The organism is Candidatus Electronema sp. PJ (assembly GCF_048287395.1).
In the GTDB taxonomy this organism is placed as follows: Bacteria; Desulfobacterota; Desulfobulbia; order Desulfobulbales; family Desulfobulbaceae; genus Electronema.
In genome coordinates this window covers 1-22,446 of record NZ_JBLWEO010000069.1, presented here as the reverse complement: position 1 = coordinate 22,446, position 22,446 = coordinate 1, and the positions used below count along the sequence as shown (strand labels likewise).

Annotated in this window: 24 protein-coding genes; 10 read left to right on the top strand and 14 right to left on the bottom strand. The window is 53.1% G+C overall.

Features of this window, described 5'->3' with window-relative positions; genetic code table 11:
- Nucleotides 1-268: 268 nt before the first annotated feature.
- Nucleotides 269-1,042, bottom strand: coding sequence for a tryptophan synthase subunit alpha (trpA, locus tag ACNKIB_RS11225; RefSeq protein WP_417910647.1), 774 nt, complete (start codon nt 1,040-1,042; stop codon nt 269-271).
- A 48-nt stretch (nt 1,043-1,090) separates the two neighbouring features.
- On the opposite strand from trpA, the gene ACNKIB_RS11220 reads away from it, so the two are divergent.
- Nucleotides 1,091-1,339: a hypothetical protein gene (locus tag ACNKIB_RS11220; RefSeq protein WP_417910646.1), complete on the top strand. Its 249-nt coding sequence runs from the start codon at nt 1,091-1,093 to the stop codon at nt 1,337-1,339.
- 105 nt (nt 1,340-1,444) lie between these two features.
- Here ACNKIB_RS11220 and ACNKIB_RS11215 read toward each other — a convergent pair whose 3' ends face one another.
- The 10 genes from ACNKIB_RS11215 to ACNKIB_RS11170 all read right to left on the bottom strand — a co-directional run bounded on the left by ACNKIB_RS11215 (nt 1,445) and on the right by ACNKIB_RS11170 (nt 8,321).
- Nucleotides 1,445-2,110, bottom strand: coding sequence for a hypothetical protein (locus ACNKIB_RS11215; protein WP_417910645.1), 666 nt, complete (start codon nt 2,108-2,110; stop codon nt 1,445-1,447).
- A 2-nt stretch (nt 2,111-2,112) separates the two neighbouring features.
- A complete protein-coding gene (locus tag ACNKIB_RS11210; protein ID WP_417910644.1) occupies nt 2,113-2,457 on the bottom strand; it encodes a DUF86 domain-containing protein in 345 nt (114 codons plus the stop codon).
- Entirely contained in the window at nt 2,450-2,740 is a 291-nt protein-coding gene (locus ACNKIB_RS11205) for a nucleotidyltransferase family protein (protein WP_417910643.1), read from the bottom strand. Before ACNKIB_RS11205 ends, ACNKIB_RS11210 begins: the two co-directional genes overlap by 8 nt.
- Before the next feature lie 2 nt (nt 2,741-2,742).
- Nucleotides 2,743-4,518, bottom strand: coding sequence for a UbiD family decarboxylase (locus ACNKIB_RS11200; RefSeq protein ID WP_417910642.1), 1,776 nt, complete (start codon nt 4,516-4,518; stop codon nt 2,743-2,745).
- Nucleotides 4,519-4,542: 24 nt separating this feature from the next.
- Nucleotides 4,543-6,054 (bottom strand): AAA family ATPase, encoded by a 1,512-nt coding sequence (locus ACNKIB_RS11195; RefSeq protein ID WP_417910668.1) that lies wholly within the window; start codon nt 6,052-6,054, stop codon nt 4,543-4,545.
- 213 nt (nt 6,055-6,267) lie between these two features.
- Nucleotides 6,268-6,873 (bottom strand): fibronectin type III domain-containing protein, encoded by a 606-nt coding sequence (locus ACNKIB_RS11190; RefSeq protein WP_417910641.1) that lies wholly within the window; start codon nt 6,871-6,873, stop codon nt 6,268-6,270.
- A gap of 33 nt (nt 6,874-6,906) precedes the next feature.
- Nucleotides 6,907-7,215 carry a hypothetical protein gene (locus ACNKIB_RS11185; protein WP_417910640.1) on the bottom strand — a complete coding sequence of 103 codons (309 nt, stop codon included), beginning with the start codon at nt 7,213-7,215 and terminating at the stop codon, nt 6,907-6,909.
- Entirely contained in the window at nt 7,215-7,466 is a 252-nt protein-coding gene (locus ACNKIB_RS11180; RefSeq protein ID WP_417910639.1) for a hypothetical protein, read from the bottom strand. Before ACNKIB_RS11180 ends, ACNKIB_RS11185 begins: the two co-directional genes overlap by 1 nt.
- Entirely contained in the window at nt 7,463-7,843 is a 381-nt protein-coding gene (locus ACNKIB_RS11175; protein ID WP_417910638.1) for a secondary thiamine-phosphate synthase enzyme YjbQ, read from the bottom strand. The genes ACNKIB_RS11180 and ACNKIB_RS11175 overlap by 4 nt, the downstream gene beginning before the upstream one ends.
- A 37-nt stretch (nt 7,844-7,880) precedes the next feature.
- Complete coding sequence (locus ACNKIB_RS11170; RefSeq protein WP_417910637.1) at nt 7,881-8,321, bottom strand: glycine zipper domain-containing protein; 441 nt, start codon at nt 8,319-8,321, stop codon at nt 7,881-7,883.
- Nucleotides 8,322-8,612: 291 nt separating this feature from the next.
- Here ACNKIB_RS11170 and ACNKIB_RS11165 point away from each other — a divergent pair, with 291 nt between their 5' ends.
- The 4 genes from ACNKIB_RS11165 (at nt 8,613) to ACNKIB_RS11150 (ending at nt 13,969) form a co-directional block, all read left to right on the top strand.
- A complete protein-coding gene (locus tag ACNKIB_RS11165; RefSeq protein WP_417910636.1) occupies nt 8,613-10,706 on the top strand; it encodes an SUMF1/EgtB/PvdO family nonheme iron enzyme in 2,094 nt (697 codons plus the stop codon).
- Between the two features lie 69 nt (nt 10,707-10,775).
- The gene (locus tag ACNKIB_RS11160) at nt 10,776-10,934 is read left to right on the top strand and encodes a cold shock domain-containing protein (RefSeq protein WP_417910635.1); all 159 of its coding nucleotides are present in this window, start codon (nt 10,776-10,778) and stop codon (nt 10,932-10,934) included.
- A 782-nt stretch (nt 10,935-11,716) separates the two neighbouring features.
- Nucleotides 11,717-12,889 (top strand): RtcB family protein, encoded by a 1,173-nt coding sequence (locus tag ACNKIB_RS11155; RefSeq protein ID WP_417910634.1) that lies wholly within the window; start codon nt 11,717-11,719, stop codon nt 12,887-12,889.
- Nucleotides 12,890-12,922: 33 nt separating this feature from the next.
- Nucleotides 12,923-13,969: a hypothetical protein gene (locus ACNKIB_RS11150; protein WP_417910633.1), complete on the top strand. Its 1,047-nt coding sequence runs from the start codon at nt 12,923-12,925 to the stop codon at nt 13,967-13,969.
- Between the two features lie 51 nt (nt 13,970-14,020).
- Here the strand turns inward: ACNKIB_RS11150 and ACNKIB_RS11145 are convergent, their stop codons facing one another.
- Nucleotides 14,021-15,688: a hypothetical protein gene (locus ACNKIB_RS11145; RefSeq protein WP_417910632.1), complete on the bottom strand. Its 1,668-nt coding sequence runs from the start codon at nt 15,686-15,688 to the stop codon at nt 14,021-14,023.
- Nucleotides 15,689-16,151: 463 nt separating this feature from the next.
- Here ACNKIB_RS11145 and ACNKIB_RS11140 point away from each other — a divergent pair, with 463 nt between their 5' ends.
- From ACNKIB_RS11140 to ACNKIB_RS11120, 5 genes are read left to right on the top strand one after another with little or no spacing between them, the layout of a single operon-like run.
- The gene (locus ACNKIB_RS11140; RefSeq protein ID WP_417910631.1) at nt 16,152-16,565 is read left to right on the top strand and encodes a sugar 3,4-ketoisomerase; all 414 of its coding nucleotides are present in this window, start codon (nt 16,152-16,154) and stop codon (nt 16,563-16,565) included.
- Entirely contained in the window at nt 16,562-17,818 is a 1,257-nt protein-coding gene (locus ACNKIB_RS11135; protein WP_417910630.1) for a hypothetical protein, read from the top strand. Before ACNKIB_RS11140 ends, ACNKIB_RS11135 begins: the two co-directional genes overlap by 4 nt.
- Nucleotides 17,791-18,918, top strand: coding sequence for a glycosyltransferase (locus tag ACNKIB_RS11130; protein WP_417910629.1), 1,128 nt, complete (start codon nt 17,791-17,793; stop codon nt 18,916-18,918). The genes ACNKIB_RS11135 and ACNKIB_RS11130 overlap by 28 nt, the downstream gene beginning before the upstream one ends.
- Nucleotides 18,919-18,921: 3 nt before the next feature.
- Nucleotides 18,922-20,121 carry a glycosyltransferase gene (locus ACNKIB_RS11125; RefSeq protein ID WP_417910628.1) on the top strand — a complete coding sequence of 400 codons (1,200 nt, stop codon included), beginning with the start codon at nt 18,922-18,924 and terminating at the stop codon, nt 20,119-20,121.
- Complete coding sequence (locus ACNKIB_RS11120) at nt 20,118-21,185, top strand: glycosyltransferase family 4 protein (RefSeq protein WP_417910627.1); 1,068 nt, start codon at nt 20,118-20,120, stop codon at nt 21,183-21,185. The genes ACNKIB_RS11125 and ACNKIB_RS11120 overlap by 4 nt, the downstream gene beginning before the upstream one ends.
- A gap of 19 nt (nt 21,186-21,204) precedes the next feature.
- Here the strand turns inward: ACNKIB_RS11120 and ACNKIB_RS11115 are convergent, their stop codons facing one another.
- Both ACNKIB_RS11115 and ACNKIB_RS11110 read right to left on the bottom strand, forming a co-directional pair.
- The gene (locus tag ACNKIB_RS11115) at nt 21,205-21,774 is read right to left on the bottom strand and encodes an IS982 family transposase (protein WP_417910626.1); all 570 of its coding nucleotides are present in this window, start codon (nt 21,772-21,774) and stop codon (nt 21,205-21,207) included.
- A gap of 27 nt (nt 21,775-21,801) precedes the next feature.
- The gene (locus tag ACNKIB_RS11110) at nt 21,802-21,987 is read right to left on the bottom strand and encodes a hypothetical protein (protein WP_417910625.1); all 186 of its coding nucleotides are present in this window, start codon (nt 21,985-21,987) and stop codon (nt 21,802-21,804) included.
- Nucleotides 21,988-22,446: the final 459 nt, after the last annotated feature.

The window sequence follows — 22,446 nt, the reverse complement described above, 5'->3', positions numbered from 1 at the left end:
GTTGTTCTGTCTCGCTATCAAGAATGAGGCGGAATATCCCACTACGTACCAGCGCGGCAGAATATACCTAACATTTTTTGGAACGAGAACAAAAATTGTTACTCCGCATCAAAAAAAGCGCATCATTAAACCAAGACAGCCAAGATCTGCAACACCATTGTGTCGCCTGCTCCAATGCCAGATTTACTGAACAGTAGATTCGGTTTTGCTGAATACTGTTTCGTGGCAGCTGACGGCAAGTTTACCTCGGTTCTCGTTGGCCCTGCTTTCAGTTTTCGGCCAAAGAACGAATGAACGGGCCAACTGCGGCTGCGCCTTCACGATCAACCAGCTTAATGGTAGCAGTGCCAATCACGGCCATGTCAGCTTTGCCTTCCAGCAAGGCCACATCCTCGCGGCTGGCAATACCAAAACCTACAGCTAAAGGCAAGTCTGTGGCCTTGCGGCAACGAGCAAGATAGTCGGCAAGACTGGTGTTCACCTCAGTGTGCTGGCCAGTCACGCCCTTGCGAGCCACACAATAGATAAAGCCACTGCCCTGCGCGGCAACTTCTCGCATCCGCGCCTCTGTGGAAGTGGGCGTAAAGAACATGATGACTGCCAAGCCGTTTTCTTTGGCAAGACGCAGGTATTCACCGCCTTCTTCTGGGGGTAAATCAGGAATAATACACCCTTTCATGCCCATATTTGCTGCGCGTTGGAGAAAACCTGCCAAGCCATAACGGAAAACTATGTTGTAGTAAGTCATGAAAAGGAAATGTACCTGCGGAAAAGCAGCAACCATCTCTGCGGCAAAAGCGAGGCAATCCTGCACCTTGATGCCAGCAGCCAAAGCCTCCTGATTAGCCTTGAGAATCACTGGCCCATCAGCCATTGGTTCGGAAAAGGGAATCTGGAGTTCAATGCAATCAACTCCATTCTCTGCCATTTGCCGAATTACCTCCCGATTAACGGCCAACGAAGGATAACCAAGCACCAAATGGGTCATTAAGAGCACAGGCTTCTGGCGAAGACGCTGCTGCAAATCGTGCTGCATATTCATAATAAGCTGTTCCTCGATGAAAAAATAGCCCTCTTGCAGAAGTCAACAATGAGGTTGAAGCGGAGAGCAAACCGGTTTCTTCTGCGGCGGTGTTTTTTACGTAACCCTGAGTTAATACTCCTTTCTTGCTCGCTTGCCAAGCAGTTCTATTCGGCAGAAGAGGAGTTCTGCCGACTTGGCAAGGAGTTGGAGTCGGCAGAAAAGGAGTTTGGCCGAGTAGCAAAGGAGTCTGGCCAAGCCGCAGAGGAGTTTTGCCGACTAGCAAAGAAGTTTGAGTCGGCCAAACTCCTTTGCTAGTCGGCAGGAAAGCAGTTTGGCCAAGCCAAACTCCTCTGTTACCGACTACAACTCCTTTCTGGCCGAGCTAAACTCCTTGCTCAACGAGCAGGACTCTTCCCTTGCTTATTGGCTCATCAGAAAGGGAATTTTGATAACCTTGATTTCATGTCGTGATACCACGTGGATTGGCTCACGATCAGGGGTAATATGTAATCTGGCGATGATTTCGACAGGGTATTTCCCAGCTTTATCTGCTGATATCTCCCAGTGATAGACAGCAGGTAACGAGCTGAGTTCATATACCTGAACTTGCTCGCCCGTAATGTGTAGGCCTGGAGCGTGGAGTTCTATTGCCAGCGAAGGGCAGGATTCATCATTGCAGTAAATAAAATTGCTCACGCTGCCGCATTCATCGTCAGCAGCTTGCAGCGGCCTTTGCCAAGGAAAACTCAGGGTAAGCTGGGTAGAAGGGGTACCAAGATACAGCCGAGTTGGTATTTTTCCACCGACTATGCCCGCGTAATGCGGAATTTTGTAGCAGCAGCTCATGCTGGAAGAAAATATTTTTTTACCCTTCCTCCAAAACGACTTGGGCAGACGGAAAAGGAGAAAGAGCGGCAGCTCAAAGAAGAGGTTGAACTGGCGTTGACGCTTTGCCAATTGAATTCCCTCTGTGCCGCCCTTGTCGGTCAGTTCAAAGAGTTCGCAAAAGATGTACTGCGGAAATGCAATCAACCAGAACAGCAAGGCAGCTGCGCTGACAAGCAGGAGCAAGATGGTGAGCTGCATAATCAAGGTTGTTCACTGTACAGCAGCTCCAAACAGGCGGCTTTCAGCGGCGTAAGTTTGTTCTGCGCAATATCCCAGACCATCGGCACACTCACGCCGAAATATTCGTGAATCAGAATATTCCGCAGGCCAACGATCTTGCGCCATTCAACAGACGGAGCATTTTCCCTGACAGCATCAGGCACTTTTCCGGCAGCCTCGCCGATGATTTCGAGGTTGCGGATGACGGCATCCTGCTTTTCTTCATTCAGGACGAAAAATTCCTGACTCTGACCTTGGAGATATCGTTCTATTTTCTCAACCGCAGCAATGATATCTTCAAGATATACTCGCCAATCTCTATACATAGACCGCTTCCTGCTGAATGACGGCTTGCAGACGTTTTTTCACTGTATTTTCCAGCACCAGATCAACCCGGCACCCCAACAGCTCTTCGAGATAGAATTTCAGCTCCATGTAATGATCAAAGGTCGGCTCAAGCAAGGAAACCAGAATATCAATGTCGCTGGCCTCATGCGCATCGTCACGGACATGCGAGCCGAACAACGCAATATTGCTCACGGAAAAATGATTTTGCAGATATGCCCTTTTTCCTTTCAATACGGAAAGAATCTTTTCTTTACTCGCCATCGCTATCTCCACTTCGCCGGAATAATTTTGTCAAACTTGCTGTCAACCAAGGCTTTCGTGGCCGGATCAACATCCAGCACCTCGGTGTACCACGGCTTCATCCGGCAGTCAAAGACGATGGGCGGAGTCAGGCCGACATGGAAGCGGCGTACCTGCTGCTCGTTAGCGTGGATATCTGCGGCTGGCTCAAAGCGGGTGAAGAACGTCCAGAGGAATTCCTGCAAATTCTCCGTCGCGGCGGCGGTTGAATCCACCAGCACCACGACTGGCCATTCGGCAAGGCCGGGCCAATTCGCCAGCGTTGCGCCCAGCTTCGGCTGGTCGGCATAGCTTTCCCCTTGCACCACTAGTGTTCCGGGCAGGAAAACTTTGGCCGGGCCGCAATCCGGCGGCAGACTGCCATTGAACTCCCTCGGCAAATCGTGCCGCTGCTCGCCCAAGCCCAGCAGCATCGCCTTTGAGCCTTTGTTCACCGACGGGCCGGTGTAATCCAGCGTGTCCTGCGAGACATTGGCAAAGACGAACAAATCCCGCTCCCATTGGATGCGCTCCAGCACGTGCTGCCAGAGCTTGGGGAAATCGGCGACATCAAGGCTGCCATCCGTGATGATCAGGAACTTGGTCAGAGAAAGCTGTCCTTCGCCGAGAATGCGCAGCCCGGCGGCGAACGCCTCGCGGGAATAGCGGTTATAGACTTTGGCCGCCGCCAAGCAGTGAAAGCCGGTCTCGCCGAAAGTTTTAAGCTGGCGCACGCCGTTCAAGGCCAGCGGGAAGATCGGCGAGAGCAAATCTTGCAAGAAATCGCCGATGAAATAATCTTCCTGCTTGGGATGGCCGACCACCGTGGCCGGATAAATCGCGTCTTTGCGGTGATAGAGGTGCGTTGTCTGGAAGACCGGGTAGTCGTGCGCCAGCGAGTTGTAGCCGTAGTGATCGCCAAATGGGCCTTCCGGCTGCCGCAGCTTGGGTGGCACTATGCCTTTCACCGCAAACTCCGCCTCCGCCACCAAGCGGTGGCCGCCGAACGGATCAGTAGCCATCGCCAGCCTGCTGCCCTGAAGCAGCGAGGCCAGCATCAGCTCCGGGATATTCTCCGGAAGGGGCGCGATGGCGGCCAGCATCAGGGCAGGCGGCCCGCCGATGAACAGGGTCATGGGCAGGCTCTGGCCGCGCTGCTCGGCCTCGAAGTAATGGTAGCCGCCGCCCTTGTGAATCTGCCAATGCACACCAGTCGTGTGATCATCGTTGCGTTGGATGCGGTACATGCCAAGGTTGTGGCCGCGCCCGTCCGGGTGTTCGGTGTACACCAGTGGCAGGGTGACGAACGCCCCGCCGTCGCTGTGCCATGAAGTGAGCATGGGCAGGCTGCTGAGGCGGGCGGGCTTTTGCAGCCGCTCCAGCACGGGCGCGTCGCTGCGGCTGACGTTTTTCAGGCCGACCTTGAGGGCTTGCAGGCCGACTGAGCGAGACTGCCAGAGCTTGCCGAGTGTTGGCGGCATGATCTCTTCCGCCAGGCGCACCAAATCGCGGACGAAATCCAGTGGCCTGCGGCCAAAGGCCAGCTCCAGCCGCCGGTTGGTGCCGAAAAGATTAGTGACCACTGGAAAGGTTGAGCCTTTGACCTTGGTGAAGAGCAGGGCAGGGCCGCCCGCAGCGATCACCCGGCGGTGGATTTCCGCGATTTCAAGGTACGGATCAACCTCGGCATCAATAACGAGAAGTTCGTTTTCCCGGCGGAGGATGTCAAGGAATTGACGGAGGTTGGTGATAGGAGGCATGGAATAACTTTTGCGCAATATTTTTTACCGCCGCCAGCGGCTGACAGCCAGCTCCAGCGTTTGCAGAAAGACTTTCAGCTCTGGAGAAGCGTTGAGCTGAAGCAGCCTGCGTGCAACCAAACGAAGGAAATCTTCTTCTTGATAATGAAATTCACGGGCCAAGTCATACATCATATTTTTATAGATGTTGCTTTGTTTGTCCGCAGCATTAGCATACGCTTGTTTGATTCGCTGCATTATGCTGGAAATCATATCTCCAGACTCACCACGTTCCAGCAAATCACCAAGCTGATGCTGATTGGTTTCCAATGCTTTCCAGAGAAATGGTTCAGGTCCAGATTCACCGGGAAGAAAAAGTGGCTCAAGCGGAATACCAAATTTCAATGCTTCCGCCTGTAGAGACTCTTTTAAATCGCGGGCATCACCATCTAAAACGAAAAGTGTCCCGTCTAACTGCTGCACTTTGCCGAATGCTCGGATATGTTCAGCAAACTGATTTTTTCCTGTGTCTGTTCCAATCAGAATATCATTGGTGGGCAGGCCAAGTTTTGGCATCAGCACATCCAAGCAGCCGTGCAGCACAGCTTTGGCCTCCGAGTCCTCGCAAATGATGCTGAGTTTGTTCAGAGACTGACCATACAGCACACGTTGCAGCACATCTTGATAGGCGGGCTTGCTTACGACATTTCGGTAATCGCTGCTGCGCTCCAAAAAAATGCGGGCATCTCTGGGCACCGACTCCAGCACCGCCGGACTGTGAGATGTGACTACGATCTGCAAATCGTTGCGCAGGGCAAGACGTTGCAGTTCAAGCATGAGCTGCTGCTGAGTGTAAGGATGCAGACCAGCTTCCACTTCGTCAATCAGAACCAAATTATTTTGGAGATTTGAGAGCTGCATGGAAAGCCGCAGGATGGCCCGTTCGCCTGATGACATGTGAAACTCGGAATAGCGTCCGCTGGCATCTGACCGTTCAGCCACCAGCAGGTCGCGTCCTCCAGAAATTATTTTGCTCATCCGCACATATTTAAAAGGCAGCACGTTTTGGGCAAACGCTATCAAATCTGCAGTCACCTCCTGAACTTTTTCATATCTGGCACCTATGTTCAATACGCTTCGCACTTCGGCGGGATTGGAGAGATTTGCCAATGTACGTACAATTACTTCACGTTTAGGTTGTTGGACTCCTTTTTGCCCCTGAAAATTTGGATTCCATCCTCCCTTTGTCAGCCGCCGCCAAGTCATCGGCAGCGGTCCCAATGAGGTATTGAACAGGTAGCTGATTTCAGCATTGGTTATTTGGTCGTCCAAGTCTTCCCCGGCATCTGTCCTCCTGTTCCTGAAGTTTGGAAAAAGCGTGGCAGGCTTAAAATCACGTAACCCGGCACTCGGCACATCATACGCGCAGGCTAAAGCCATCAGCACGGTCGTTTTGCCACAGGCATTAGGTCCTGCTATCACGGCAACAGGATAATTAAATTCAACGATCAGATCTTCAATGCCGCGCAGATTTCTAATCCGCACCTGCCGGAGCATGTCCTGCTGCGGACTTCTTTTTCCTCTTAGCTGCTCCCAAATTTGCTCCAAATTGCGCTGCAAAGAAGACATGACTGTTTTCTCCTATGATTCATTTTTTCCCTGCTCTTGATTGACACACAATTCTATATTCACAGCATCCCTTCCCTCGCTCCAGCAGCGTAGGAAGGGGTGTCTAATACAGGGCCTCCTTCAGACTCTGCTTCAACTGCCTCACAGCACCGCCGTCACCGTATTGCTCGGATTACTCTCGCCCGCCTTGTTCACCGCGATGACCCGGTATTCATACTCCTTGCCGCGCTCCTGATCGGTCAGCATGACCTCGACTTCAAGGGCTGTGCCGGCCATAGCCCACGTCCCGCCGGGCAGCTCGCGCCGCTCAATCCGATAAAAGGCTGTCTTGCCGCCGTCGGTCGCCTTCTTCCAGTCCAAGAACAGCCAGCCCGGCCCCTCTTTGGCCGTCTCCAGCGAACGGGGCTGGCCCGGCACCTGAAGCGCGGTCGGAGATGCCGTGCCGCCCCAGCCCAGCGCGGCTAATTTGGCATCATTGCCGTTGACCGCATCTTCGGCATAGTGCAAATCTTTTTTCATCGCCGCAGTCAGCTGGTCCAACTTGGCCTGTTTGGCCTCGGTGGCCTGCTGCGCAGCCGCCTGAGCCGCACGTTGCGCGCCATCCAAGGCGTTGAACTCATCCAGCAATTGTTTCAGCTCGTTCTCGTTGACCGGCGGAGCGGGAAAATCTGGATTGTTGTGCAGCCCGGCAATCATGTTTTGGGCTAATGCCTTGATGTCTGCCTCACGGCGGGGAAAGTTCGCCATTGCAAGCTCCTTGGTTGGTGTTCCTGCCCTTTTTCAGACCTGCAACGCCTCATCGTAGATCAACAATGCCTTATGTGCGGCCTGCATCGAGGCGTTGCAGACTGACAATGCCACGATGCAGACTGAACATGGGGCATTGTCAGTCTGCAATACCGTGTTTCCGGTCTGCAATGTCTCGTTGTCAGCTTGCAACGCCTCGATGTAAACCGCATCTGACCTGCTGGCGACTGACAACGCCATAGTGCCGATCAGCAACGCCGCATATTCAGTCTGCTCTGCCCCATTGTTAGTCGTGAATGCCTCGTTGCAGGCATTCAATGACGGCATCACAAATGACGACATCAGTGATGATGCCCGTAATCGCCAAGAAACAGCTCGTGATATTCCTTTTCCGTCAAATGGTTGCGTAAAAGGCCGGTGAAGTAATCAACCAAACCGCTAATTTCCTCATCCGCAAGACGAGATACCAGCACATTCAGCAGCTCGTCGCGGCTGAAGAGGCGGAGAAAAAGGGCCAACGACCGCTCATCGGTCGCCCGGTTCAAGCCAAAGCAAATCTGCTCAAAGCCGGTGTCCGGCGGCTGCGCGCTCATCCGGCCAGTACTTTCCAGAACACCTTGCGGCTTCTGGGGCCGTCGTATTCACAAAAAAAAATGTGCTGCCACGTGCCAAGCCGCAGCTCACCCTTGGTGATGATCACCGTGACTGAGCTACCGGTTAGCGTTGCCATCATGTGCGCAGGGGAGTTGCCCTCGGCGTGGCGGCAGGGATAGGACTGAGGGAGCATTTTGCGGAAGAGTCCGAGTATGTCCTGCTGCACCGCCGGATCGCAACCCTCGTTGATGGTCAGCCCGGCAGTGGAGTGCGGGTTGAAAAGACAGAGAATGCCCTCATCAGTCCCTGCCACTTTGACTACTTGCCTGGCCTGATCGGTGATATCCACAAACTCCGCTGCGGAGTTTGTGGACACTGAAAAGCTGCCTGAGCGCATTAATCACCCTAACAGCTTACTGAAGCTGCCATTGGCCGTTTATGTCCCGGCAGGCGGTGCTGTAGGTTCGCTCGGTCTTGCCGTCAATGACCGCAACGATCTCTGCCTTGCGGCAGGGCTGATTATTGGCACTGGTGTAAGCGGGCTGCGGGATTACCTGATACTGATTGTGGCTGTCCGGGTTCGTCCAAGCAACCGGCTGACCAGAGGGAGCACTCTCATAGGCCCTTGTCAGCTGCTGCTGGTCGAATTTGTCCATCTCATTGCCGACAATATAGCCCAACATTCCGCCAACTGCTGCGCCGATCAGAGTGGACTCGGTGTTGCGACCGATAGCCTGTCCGGCAAGAGCGCCTGCGGCTACGCCACCTGCACCGCCCATCTGCGCTTTATTGGCAAGACAGGAAGAGAGCAGAAGAACAGAAAGAGTTGCCGCCATAAGATGTGTTTTTTGCATGATATCCTCTAGGTATTAGTTCAGTGAGCGCAGCAGACCGCCCACTGCGGGGCGGGTAGGGAAATCTGCTGATGATTGGCGAGATTATACCCTATGCAGTCTTTCCTTTTCAATCTCAATACGTTTTTTCTGCCGACCAAGTGCTACAGTTGGAAAAAAAAGTTTAACTAGTGCCCGTTTTAGGCTAATCTGAGAGTCTGCGACGAACGGAAAAACAGCCTGGCTGATTTTTCCCGCCGCTCGTTTTCATTCCGGCCAAAACCATGGCCAGCGCGATGCAAGGAGGCAACTGTGAGAGTAGGGATGGAACCCTTGTCCTTTGTCAGCTCCGCCTTGGCCGGACAGCTGCTCAAGCGGCTAGGCCGTTTGGCCGGAGACCGGGCGCAGGAACTCAATCTGCTGCGGGACGAATTTGGCGATCATGAGGAGCTAGTCAGATTCTACGTTGAGCCGCATCTGCAAGAACGCAATCCAGCGGCCCGGCGCAGAGGGGGCTTTCAGCCGGTGCCGCAGCAACCTGCCTTTGCCCTACTCAACCGCTTTCTTGACGGTGGTCAGCCGCGCAACCGGGACGGCAGCCATCAAATGTTCCTCATTGCCGATGCAGGCGCAGGCAAGACCTCCTTACTGCTGATGGTCAAGCTGATGCAGCTTGCTGGATTCTGGCCTGTGGGTTGCCGTTGCGAGCTATTTCGGTTAGGCCGGGACACCTTGGCCCAAATCGCGGCGGTGGACGGCAAATCCGACACAGTTCTCCTTCTTGACGGTCTGAATGAGGACTGCACAGCCCGGAATCGGGTTGGCGCACGCTTGCTGGAGATACTGGAAGCAGGCTGGGAATTCCGCCGGGTGATCATCACCTGCCGCACGTACTTTTTTCCAGATGTAATCTCTGTACCAGCAGGTCACATGATTATCCGGGGCCTGGCTGGATACAACTGCCCGGTGCTGCATCTTTCGCCTTTAGATGACCGACAGGCGCAGGACTTGGTGCGGCGGCGGCTATCCTGGAGCGGCAGCAGCTATCTGGGTTTGCAGAGCTTTGGCGCGGCCCGCTTACGGACACGAGCCTTTCAGCTGTTAGATCAACTTGAAGAACTGCGGCTACGGCCTCTGTTTCTCCAGCAGATTGAAATCCTGCTTGAGGCCGCAGACGAACGGCGGCACTGGAATCTTTACACTATCTATGAAGCTCTGCTTCAGCATTGGCTGGAGCGCAAGTTGCGCACGCTTCAGGAGCAGCAAAGCGGCTATCTTCGTCCACCAGAACGGGCAGAGATGTTCAACGCCTGCGTCCGGGTGGCCCGCTGGATGGAAGGACAAGGTCAGCAGGAGATCGCAGAAAAGGATTTATGGGAGTTACTCTGTGAAGATGCCAACACCTGCTGGTTAGACCGGTTTGAACCTGATCAATGCTCCCTGCTTTGCAAGACCTCGGAGCGGGCCTTTCGTTTTCGGCATTCAACATTCCGCGAGTTTCTCCTTGCCTACGCCCTGGTCAACGACCGCCAGCCCCTGCCTTTCCCTGTGCGGGCTACAGATCAGCTCGTTCGTTTTCTGGAGCTGTCAGGCGGGGTTGATGCCCATCTTACTCGGCTGGATTTTTCCGGCTTCAACCTACTCCGTTATGCCGACTACCACGGCACCCTTTTTCGCTGGCAGGATCAGCTTGTCCGTAAAGGCGGTAGGCCGCCATATGCCGGGCCGGAAATGATCATCTTGCCTGGTGGTCGTTTTCGTATGGGTGATATCCAGGGCGATGGCCCTGAAAATGCCCATCCTGCCCATGAGGTGGAATTGGACAGCTTTGGCATAGGCCGCTTTCCGGTTACGTTTGCCGAATACGAGGAATTTTGTCTAGCCACAGGCCGAGCTAGGCCGAGAGACGAGGGTTGGGGCCGCGACCGCAGGCCCGTGATCAATGTCAGCTGGCAAGATGCGAGCGATTACTGCGAGTGGTTGACCCGACAGACCGGGAGAAATTACCGCCTACCCTCTGAGGCCGAATGGGAGTACGCTTGCCGGGCCGGAAGCAGTGCCTCTTACTGCTTTGGTGACGACGAGGAGCAGCTCGACCGCTATGCCTGGCACGTCCGTAATTCTGACCGGCGAACCCAGCCCGTGGGCAGTATCCAGCCCAACGCCTGGGGCCTACATGACATGCACGGCAATGTGTGGGAATGGTGCGCAGACTGGTATGCCAAGGACAGCTACACAATTTATCCGGCTCGGAATCCTTCTGGCGGCGAACAAGGCGCGGGCCGAGTGCTGCGGGGCGGCTCTTGGGACAGCAGCGCCAAGTTTGCCAGCTCCTATTTCCGCTTCTGCTTGTCACCAGGCCTGCGGATTATTCGAGCCGGGTTTCGAGTTGCGCTAGGCGGGTAAGATGAATTTTTCTCAACAGAAAAGACTTGGGATTTGCCGGTACACTCTAATCTGCCGGAACAAAAAACGATGGATCACAGATTCTACGAAGGAAAGTTGGTGCGTTGGGATGATGAAAAAGGCTTTGGCTTTATTCAATCCAACAATCGGGGCCATGATATTTTTCTGCATATTTCTGCTTTGCAGAACAGGAGCCGCCGTCCTGTAATCGGGGATGTTGTTTTCTAGCAGCTGCATGTTGAAAAGGACGGAAAATGCAAAGCCCTTGCTGCGCGTATCCAAGGGGTTTCGGAAAGTTGGTATCAGCCAAGCAGCGGTACGAGAAAAAGATACACGCCGCCCGGTCGTTCCTCTCGTTTCCCGTGCTTTGTGATCCTCGCGGTTGTTGGTTTTGCCGGATATACTCTTTATGGCAAATTCAATACAGGCAGCTATCAATCCCTTGTCGATTCGTTCAAGCGTTCTACGGCAAAAGCACAGAGTCACGCTCCAGTTCGTGCAACTGCAGCAACAAAAACACAACCTCGCTACACTTGTGCAGGCAAGGTGCACTGTTCGCAAATGGCTTCCTGCGAAGATCGATGCGGCCATTGACGATCAGACAACATGCAAAATACAACTCTCGTGCTTTGTTCGCAGCTCGCTAACAAAAGGTTCCTGTTAAGCCGCACAGGAGTTTGGCTCGGCAAGAAAGAGTTCTTGTTTGGCCAAAGAAGGTTGTGGCCGAGCAACACAAGGTTGCGGCTCGGCAAGAGAATGTTCTTGCTCGACAACAACCTTCTCTTGTTAAGCAACAACCTTCTTTGGCTCGGCAGGAACATTCTGTTGTCAAGCAGAAGAAGGTTACGGCTTAATAACAACTCTTTCTTGCCGAGCAACAACCTTCTCTTGCCGAACTAGAACATTTTGTTGCTCTACAGCAGGAGGTTGTTATTAAGAAGCACATGAATGAAAGCAGGTGTTAAGCCTCTACGGAGAACACCAAAACCAAACACCCTCAACGTGGAACTATGAAACAAATCATCGACTCCGAACGAAGACCGATCAAGCTGTGGTTGGATGATATTGAAGCGACTGCCTTGGCGCAGGCGCGCAATCTCGCTAATCATCCTTTTACGTTCAGCCATGTGGCCATCATGCCTGATGCCCATGCAGGCTATGGAATGCCCATTGGTGGCGTGTTGGCCTGCGATGGCGCGGTGATCTGCAACGCGGTAGGCGTTGACATAGGGTGTGGCATGTGCGCGGAGCAGACTTCTCTCTCCAGCCTTGACCGCGAGACCTTGAAGAAGATACTCGGTTTGGTGCGCACAGCAGTACCAGTTGGTTTTGACCACCACAAACAGCAGCAGGAGCGGAGTTTGCTGCCTGATCTGGCCCGGCTCGATCAAGTGGAGAAGTCTATCGTCCGCGAGCAGTTTCAAGCAGGCTGCAAGCAGATCGGTACCCTGGGTGGCGGCAATCATTTTATCGAAATCCAGCAGGGCGATGACGGGCATGTCTGGCTAATGATTCACTCTGGCAGCCGCAACCTTGGCCTGAAAGTGGCTGAATACTACAACCGCTTGGCTGGCCGTCTCAATGAAGAATGGGGCAGCCTGGTTCCCAAGCAATGGCAGCTCGCTTACTTGCCCTTGGAGACCCAAGAGGCACAGGATTATCTGGCTGAGATGCACTGGTGTGTTGATTTTGCCCTGGCCAGCCGAAAGCTGATGATGGAACGGTTGAAAGAGGCAGTGCAGGAAGTTGTTGGTGAGGTTGCTTTCTTGCACAGCATCAACAAAGCCCATAACTATGCGGCAATGGAAGAGCACTTTGGCAAAGAGGTGCTCATTCACCGGAAAGGAGCCACTCGCGCCCGCGCTGGAGAATACGGCATCATTCCTGGCTCGCAGGGCAGTCGCAGCTTCATTGTGCTCGGCAAAGGGAATGCGGAGAGTTATGCTTCGTGCAGTCACGGGGCAGGGAGAAGGATGGGGCGCGGTCAGGCGCAGCGCGAGCTGGATTTGGCAGCTGAGGTTGAGCGGCTGAATGCTATGGGCGTAGTCCATGCAGTCCGCAATCAGAAAGACTTGGACGAAGCCCCTGGTTCGTACAAGGATATTGAGAGCGTGATGGCCAATCAGACCGATTTAGTCGAGATTGCGGTCAGCCTGTTGCCGCTGGCCGTGATTAAGGGATAGCGTGCAGCCCAACAGCAGCGGAGGAACTGGAGAATGAAAATCTGTCCGAAGTGCAAACAACGCAGTAATGATGAGCAGTGTGCTACCTGCAAGATCATCTTTGCAGAATATGAACTGAAGAAGCGGGAACAGACTTCCCAGGTCTATAAGCTCATCAGTGCGGGCGAGCTGGAAAAGGCGAAAGAGCTGGCGCAGACGCTCTCGAATGAGTTCCCAGATAGTAAAGGCGACTTCATCTTACTCATTTCTAACATCAACCGTGATCTGAATATCGCGGGCAAGTACCGATACGCGCAGGAGCTGCTCACCAAGGGCGAGTACATCGAGGCCATCCAGCTTTTGCGCAACCTCAAAGCCTTTGATCCCGGGCTGTCAGAAAAGATTATCGCCCTGCGCCGTAAAGCCGAGCGCCAGATTAGCAATAACAGTAAACTCGACCAGGCTGTCGATCTCCTCAAGCAGCAGCAGTACGGCGCAGCTAAAACTTTGCTCCTGAATCTCAGCAGCGATAACTATCATAAGGATGAGGTCAAGAAACACCTAAGCAAAATTGAGGAGATCAAGAACGGCCTGCTGCGAGAGGTGGCTGACTGCCTGAGTCAGGGTCTGTTTAATGCGGCTCGCGAACACCTGAGTCGCCTGATCAGTCAATTTCCCGAAGCAGAGCAGGAGCAAGCCCCGCTCTATGCTCTATTGGCGAAGAGGAAGGAGATCAGCGAACGCCTGACCGCAGCAGCGCACAAAGCACGAGAGGAGAAACGCTCTCTGGAAGCCAAGGTGCTGTATGCCTTTCTTATCTGGCAGGATCATGAACTCAAGTCAAGCCTGCTGCCATATTTGCACGAGATCGGCGGTAAAGCGGTGATCAGCTTGGCTGACTGCCCTGAGTACGAGTTAACCGCTTGGGCAGCCTTGGGAATCACAGTCAAGGAAGATGGCTTTTTGAAGTCCGTCTTGACCGAGCAAAAGGGTGAACAACTCGCCAAGATCTCGCCGGTCTTGATCAGTCTGCCGTCTCGAGCAGATATTGCCTGCGAGCCAGTGCATATCGATGGTGAAGAAGTGGCTGACTTTGCCTGAATGGTTCATTTGAGAGCAAACAGCAGGTACGGGCAAGAGTAGGCTGGCAGCTTAATCGTCATCATCATCGCTGACCATGTTGGCCGCATCTGCTAAACCGCCACCCAGGGTATCAAAGAAGTCCTTATCCTGCTCATCTTTACTCGCGGGTGGGTTTACGCCGACGTACTTGTCCTGCACCCACCAGCCCTGTTTGCTCTGGCCATTGACCACGGTTAACCGGCCTTTGCCATGCCGTTTGTCATTCTCCCAGGCACCGGTGTAGCTGTCGCCATCCAAATCCGTGTAGGTGCCTTCACCATGCCGGAGATTATTCCGCCATTTCCCTTTATAGACAGACTTATCTGCGTAGGTGTAGGTGCCGTAGCCATTCTGCATATTCTCCCGCCAAGTCCCGGCATACTTTGCCCCATCAGGATAGGTGCAAGTGCCTTGGCCATGCTTTTTATCCTCCAGCCACTCCCCTCGATACACCGTGCCATTGGGGAAGGAGAGCGTGCCTTCACCGTGCATGTAACCGCCTCGCCAATCCCCTTCATAGAAGGTGCCGTCTGGCATGGTCAGCGAGCCTGAGCCTTCCATGACTCCGCGTAGCCATTGCCCCGCATAGACATTCCCGGACAAGAAGGTGAAGACCCCAGAGCCATGCCGGTGGTTGTGCTGGAACATCCCATCATAGCGTTCGCCGTCAGCTGAGACATACACCCCTCTGCCGTGCATCCGGTCATGCTGCCATTCCCCGGTGTACTTGCTACCACTTGCAGCCAGATAGGTACCAGAGCCGTGCTTGCCACCATTCACCCATTCGCCATCATAGCGGTCGCCATTGGTATGAGTGTAGGTGCCATAGCCGTGCCGCAGGTCTTGGCTCCAATGCCCTATATATTCCTCGCCGTTCGGGTAACGATAGGTGCCTTTGCCGTGCCGCAAATCATCCCGCCATTGCCCTTCATATCGAGAGCCATCAGGATAGGTGCAGATGCCTTGTCCATGTCGGCGGTTGTTTTGCCACGAGCCTGTATAAACACTGCCGTCGCTGTAGGTGTAGGTGCCCCAACCCCCACGCTCGTCTGCCAGCCATTTGCCAATATACTTGGTAGTATCCGGGCTACTAAAGACCCCGTGTCCGTGGCGTTTATCGTTCTGGAATGCCCCAAAATACTTACAGCCATCGGGAAAGAAAACCGTGCCCTGTCCCTGGCGAAGATCCTCTTGCCACGAGCCAATATACTTGGTTCCGTCGCGTAACATCAGGGTACCTTGGCCGTGCTTGCGGTTCTCTTGCCATTCCCCGTCATAGACCGAGCCTGCCGGGCAAGTGAGCTTCCCGTGCCCGTGCCGCAAGCCGTGCTGCCATTCCCCGTCATAGACCGAGCCATCCATGCCTGTCCATGCGCCTTGGCCGTGCTGCTCGTCATCCTGCCATTCCCCATGGTATTTGCCTGCGCACTCCAAGCAGCCCTTGCCGCTGCGCTTGCCCTCGTGCCAATGGCCTGTGTAACTGCTGCCATTGATGTCGAGGTAGGCTCCTTCGCCGTGTCGCTGGTCATTTTGCCATTCGCCCTCGTATTGACTGCCATCAGGATACAGGCAGAGACCGTGGCCATGTCGCTTGCCGTCCTCGGACAGCTCGCCAATGTACCGTTCTTTGCTCGTGCAGGTGATTTCTTGCGCCATGAGAGAAAAATCGTTGTTGTTGAGAAGGTATCCACACAGCACTGAAGCAGCTCCGCTCGTTGAATTATCCCTGGTCTGGGTAATTTGTTCAAGTCCTGAATGCAAGACCACTGGCCAGCAAGGGCGAGACAGCCCCTCGAGCGAGAGGCGCAGCAAACGTCGCTCGAGAAAACTCAATTTCCTCGAGCGACAAATTTACAAAACGTCGAGCGAGAGAAGGAGGGACTCTCGCTCGAGAGTGAGAGCCTGTCTCGAGCGACAGAGGGTGCTTCCCTCGCTCGAGATAAGTAGCAAACGTCGAGTGAGAAAAATAAATTTCCTCGAGCGAGGTTTTTGGAAAACATCGAGCGACAAATTTTAAAAATCTCGCTCGACGTTTTTCGGCAAGCTCGAGCGAGGAAGCACCTTGTATTATGCGCTGCGGCTGGATAGGATAGTTCATCATGAGGTCAGGAGAACCGGCTACCGCCTCTTGTCTTCACCACGAATGAACCAGGACAGATCCATGGATATTAACCGCTGTGCCCTGATTAATCTGCCGAAGATTGTTGATTGTCGTGGCAACCTGACCTTTATCGAAGGCGGCAACCACATTCCCTTTGCTATTCAGCGCGTTTATTACTTATACGATGTCCCTGGTGGCTCCGAACGAGGAGGGCACGCGCATAAGGAGCTGCATGAGTTTATCATTGCTATGTCTGGCAGCTTTGACGTAATTCTGGGCGACACGCACCAGCAGAAGCGGATCCATCTCAACCGTTCATACTATGGCCTGTATATCTGTCCAATGATCTGGCGAGAACTGGATAACTTCTCCTCTGGTTCGGTCTGCATGGTGCTGGCCTCAACCCGGTATGATGAATCAGACTACTACCGTGATTATGCACAATACCACTTGGCCATGCAGCAGCTACTATGAGCATAGATGATACAGTCATCTTTGTTTATGGCACCTTGCGGCCTGGTGGTATCGAGACCTTAATCGTCCGCATGGCCAACGCGCTTGCTGCTACAGCGCAGCAGGTCGTGATCTTCGCCCATTCCTTTCAGGCTTTAGCGCATTGTGTTGATCAGCGCGTGCATCTGCAAGAGTACGCATCCACCAAAGAGATTATCTCTTTTCTCCGTAAGGACACGCTGCATCTCCAAGGAAGGCGTTTGCTGCTCTTCAGCTTTGATCCGATCTCGGCAGGCCGTTGCCTCTTGCTTGAATCAACACTTGCCAACCTCTTCCAGATCAAGCATCTGTCAGGGGTGTTTCATCCACGGGCTTACTTTATGACTGGCGAGCGCAAGGATAGAATAGCCCTGAACTATCTTGTGGCCTTAGCGGTCGGCAAGGAACGGCTCTTCTTCATGAATAAGGAATGCAAACGGAGTCATGAGGAGCTGTGGCACACGGATCTGACTGTCAGTCCAATTATCGCTCTCCCGATAGAGACAAGAGCGCAGTGCTGGCAGCCGGTCGCTGGTAGCGGCTTGCGGGGGATATCCGTGGGACGATTAGTGGATTTTAAGGCGTATAATCTCAGTCTCCCTGGTATCGTGCGCAGACTCAACCAGGCAGGAAGAGAGGTGTCTTGGGATATCTATGGCGATGGCCCACTCTTGGCGGCGGTACGAGAGGAGATCATGCGGCAGCAGATTGATGCCCAGGTCAAGCTGCGGGGCAACTTGGATTACAGCCAGTTCGCCAGCACAGTGTCACAATACGACCTGTTTCTTGGTATGGGTACAGCTGCTCTGGAAGCAGCTATGCTGGGTGTTCCGACGCTTTGCGCCACTGTTGACGAGCCGCTGCGCTGTTATGGTTATCTGCATCAGCTTCCCTTGGGCAATGTCGGTGAGTTGCAAGCCGTGCCACCGGAATTTGACCTGGCAGAGCTGATTAGCAGCTATGCCGTAAGCACTGTGGCAGAGAAGCGGGTGCTTTCCCAACAGTGTCGCTCGACAGCAGAGCAGTATGATATGGAGCACTTCTTTGCGGCCATGACTGTTCTCGCCACCACAGGACACCGTGCTCCACCCAGACTTATGCAGCGTGCGGTGGCAGAACTGTATCAGTTTGCTACCGAAAGCCGCCTCGTGCAAACGTTGCGCTTCGTCCGTTCGCAAATCAGAGAGAAAAGCAAGAAGATTAAACTATGCCAGCCGAGCCAAGGAAACCAGTAATAGCTTTGCTCTTGCCGAACCTCGCTGGTGGCGGGGCAGAGCGCGCGAACTTGTATCTTGCCCAGGAATTCCTTGCGCGGGGCTATGAGGTTGATCTTGTTCTTATGCAGCGCAAGGGCGAACTCCTGCCGCTCCTGCCAGCGAGAGTGCAGGTCATTGATTTGGCTACGCAGCAGATTCGTAAGTTACTGCGCCCCTTGACGGCCTATATACAGCAACGGCAGCCTGACGCAGTATTGGCAACCATGTGGCCGCTTACGTCAATGGCTGTGCTGTGCCACAAACTCGCGCGGCTGCAAGGTCGTTTGGTGGTTGCCGAGCAGAATGTGTTATCGCCCCAGTATGCAGAGTGGGGCCATCTGCACAACCTGCTTCTTCGTACCAGTATTGCCAGCACCTATCCTTGGGCCGATGCCAGGATAGGTGTATCTGAGGGCGTGGTTGATGACCTTGCTGCCTTGTCAGGGATCAAGAAAGCGAGATTCGAGGTTGTCTATAATCCAGTACCTCGACCAGAGCCAGCGAGCAACACCGCTTTAGCTCAGGCGGAACAGTGCTGGGGGAAACGGCGTGGCCCGCGTATCCTCACGGTTGGCAGCTTAAAAGCCCAGAAGAACCAAGCCCTGCTCATCAGAGCCTTTGCCCAGGCTTTTGCGCAAAGTAATGCGGACTTGCTGATCCTTGGCGAAGGCCAGTTGCGCCACGACTTAGAAGCACTTGCTGCTCAGGAAGGCGTGAGCAATAAAGTGCACCTCCCAGGCTTCTTCTCTGACCCTACGCCCTTCTATCAGACCGCCGACTTGTTTGTTTTATCATCAGACTATGAAGGCTTACCAACGGTACTGATCGAGGCACTTGCCTGTGGTCTGCCTGTGGTGGCAACGCAGTGCCCAGCTGGACCTGCTGAGATTCTCGACAACGGTCGCTGGGGGTGCCTGGTACCAGTTGGGAATGTTGCCGCCTTAGCTGCGGCCATGCTGAAGGCCTTATCTAGGCCGCATGATCGCGAGGCCTTACAGCGTCGCGCTGCAACCTTTTCGCCAAGTACTGCCGCAAACAGATACTTGGAGCTGCTATTCCCAGGTACAAGGGTGCGGTGAACTATGCTGCCCCGGATTCTCTATCTAAGCTATGATGGTATTCTTGAACCACTCGGTCAATCGCAAGTCCTGAGCTATTTAGAGCAGCTAGCAAAGAATAATACGATCATTCTGATCAGCTTTGAAAAGCAGGAGAACTGGCAGCACGTTGAACAGCGCAACAAGGTACAGGCGCAAGCAGCAGCGTGCGGTCTTGTCTGGCGACCATTACGCTACCATAAACGCTTCAGCGTTGTTGCCACCTCATTTGATATTCTGCAAGGACTGGCGTTCAGCTTATGGTTGGTCAGGTATTACAACATTCAGATCATTCATGCTCGCAGCTACGTAGCCTCCGTGATTGCTTTACTACTGAAGAAGCTCTGTCGCATCCATTACGTCTTTGATATGCGCGGCTTCTGGGCTGATGAGCGGGTAGATGGTGGACTTTGGCCTGCCAATGGCTCGCTCTACCGACTAGCGCAATGGTTTGAACGACAGTTCCTGCTTCATGCTGATTGCGTGGTCTCGCTGACTCAAGCCGCAGTAACTGAGATGCGCAGTTTCCCCTATCTTCAAGGTCGCCTCCCCTGGTTCGAGTGTATCAACACCTGCACTAACCTAGAACAGTTTCAGCCAGCAACCACGAACCAAGCTCGTCCCTTTACCTTAGGCTATGTTGGCTCTGTGGGAGTTTGGTATCTCTTTGACGAAGTACTGCGCTGCTTTCAGCTGCTGCACGCAAGGCTACCAACAGCCCGCTTGCAGATTCTCAACTGTGGTGGGCATGAGTATATTCGTGAGCGCATGGCAGCTCTCCAGATTGATCCAGCCTTGGTGCACATTAAGGCGGTTGCTCATGCTGAGGTAGCCCAGTATATGCAGCAGATGGATGCAGGTATCTTCTTCATCAAACCAGTCTATTCCAAGAAAGCATCAGCACCGACTAAGCTGGGGGAGTTTCTGGGCTGCGGCGTGCCTTGCCTGAGCAACAGCGGGGTGGGAGACCTGGCTGCCCTTTTCGCTGATGAGCAGGTAGGCGTGGTGCTGGAACAATTTGGTGAGCCAGAGATGCACGAGGCCCTCAGCAAGTTGCTGCAACTGACCCAGCAGCCTGATATCAAGGTACGTTGCCGTCAGGTGGCCTTGCGTTATTTTGCCTTGGATGATGGAGTGGCCCGCTATCAACACATCTATGACCAGCTGGCCAGCAAGCCAGCATGATTAAGCTGCTTGGCCTGGCTCTTTATGGCCCCTTAGCTGCCAGCACCCGCTATCGCCTGGAGCAATACAAAACAGGCTTGGCCGAGTATGGGATTGACCTGCATCTCCAGTACTTGCTGGGCGATGAATATCTGCGTCGCCGCGTTATGGGTACCACTAGATACCTACCTTTCGGTGCCCTGCTTCAATCAGGATCGGAGCGCATAGCACTGCTGCTTCGTCAGCAGCATTTTGCCGGGGCCATTGTCTATGCTGAACTGTTTCCCTTCCTGCCTGGTTGGCTCGAACGACTGCTGCTCTCCAAGCCATACCTGTATGACTTTGACGATGCCTTCTACCTGAAATACCGACAAGGTAAATGGGCTATCCTGCAACCATTGCTTGCGAACAAGTTTGATACCTTAATGGCTGGTGCTGCCGCAGTTACCGCAGGCAGTGGCATCTTGGCTGATTATGCTCGGACCAGAAACCGCAACACTTTCCTCCTGCCAACCGTAGTAGATACCGAACGATACCGGTCTATCCCCCGCACAGATAATCAAACCTTTACGGTTGGTTGGATTGGCTCACCTACCACCGCTCCTTATTTGGCGCAACTCAGCAGCCCACTTACCATATTAGGTAAGGAAGCCCCTCTCCGCTTGGTGGTTGTGGGCGGTAAGGCTCCAGCAATTCCAGGTATTATAGTAGAAGAAATCCCGTGGTCTGCGCAGACCGAGATTACCTTAATTAATTCCTTTGATGTTGGCATTATGCCCCTGACGAATGACGCATGGGCCAAAGGCAAATGCGCCTTTAAGTTGATTCAGTATCTGGCTTGTGGCATACCTGCTGTTGCCTCGCGGGTTGGCGGGAATCTTGATGTGCTGACCTCTGACTGCGGTATGCTGGTAGATACTCTGGATGAGTGGGTTGAAGCTCTGCGCTTCTTCCGGGATAAGCAAGAGAGTCGATTGGCAATGGGACAGGCAGGCCGAGCAAGGGTAGAGCAGCATTATTCCCTGCATCGCAATATCCCTATTCTTGCCGAGATCATCTGTAAGACGGTGGTGAAGGAGACATAAATCTAACCCAAGTTGTGACCTATAACATTGTTTTTTCAATGCCGTAAGCCAAGATAAAAAGAAAAACCTTCAATTCAAAGCCATGCGAGGTGACAGCATGAATATGAGCTGGAAATCTTTGAATGATGACGCTGAATGCCGATTCGATGCGCTTTCGGATGAATTTGACTCCATCTCCTGTAAATGACTCGTATTTTCTTTTTGAATTTTTCTTTCTGACAGGATTCAGATGAATGCCTGACTGTTCAAGCTCATCTTCAATATTATAGGCATTATATGCTTTATCTCCATAAACGACACTTCCAGATGAAACAGGAAAAGAAAAATCATAGAAAAAATTAACGTCGGCATATGGTCCTGGAGACAGAAAGATTTTCGCAGGAATTCCTGATTCTGTCATCAGAGCATGAACTTTTAGCCCGTAAAAGTATTCCTTCCGGCTTGAAATATAGCCCCTGAAGCATTTGTCCTGATATATTTTGCAGCGTCTTATGCGGATGTTCCGGCAGAGAGGGACAGGAAAACTGTTAGTTGTATAATTTTCCAATGAATCCGCGCTATCAGCGGCATCTGCAAGCCAGCCTGCCAAGCCGCCGACTGAACCGGTCTTTTGAAATCATGCGGGAGATATGCCTGTATTACTTGAGAAAATTGCAACTTTCCTCATAATGTCCGCCGCGAAAAAGGCCGCCGCTGTCATGACTTCCGCAGCACTCATCCGGCATTGAGAATGACCCTGATAATTCAAAGAGTTCAGCAAATCATCGCAGACGCAGTAAAATGCAGTGATCTCGATATCCATAGTTCCTCTCCGCATGTGTTTGTTCTGACTTTGACATCAGCAATATAACTCATGCCGGGGAACTGTGCAATTTTATTCAATAACAGATAGAAACCTGGGTTAATATCAAGACACCGTGATGTGGCTCTTATCAAGTTGTTTTACAAGACCTCATTTATCCACTAGACCTCTTGCATAAGTCGAGCCTGCCGTGTACCTTGTGTGAATGAGATACGAAAAGGTAACAAACAGAGGCGGGGGAAATGATGGGGTGTCTGCTGCGTGCTCCCAAGGAGCGAGCGCAGCAGAACCGTGTTTATGAGCAGAGTATCTTCACTTATTATAGCCGCAGCGATATAAAATGATCAAGCAATCATTTTCATCCTATGAGTTGAATCTTATGGCCTATTCAGTAGATTTTCGCCGGAAAGTATTGGAAATCAAAGAACGTGAAGGTTTGAGTTTTGAGGAGGCGGCAGT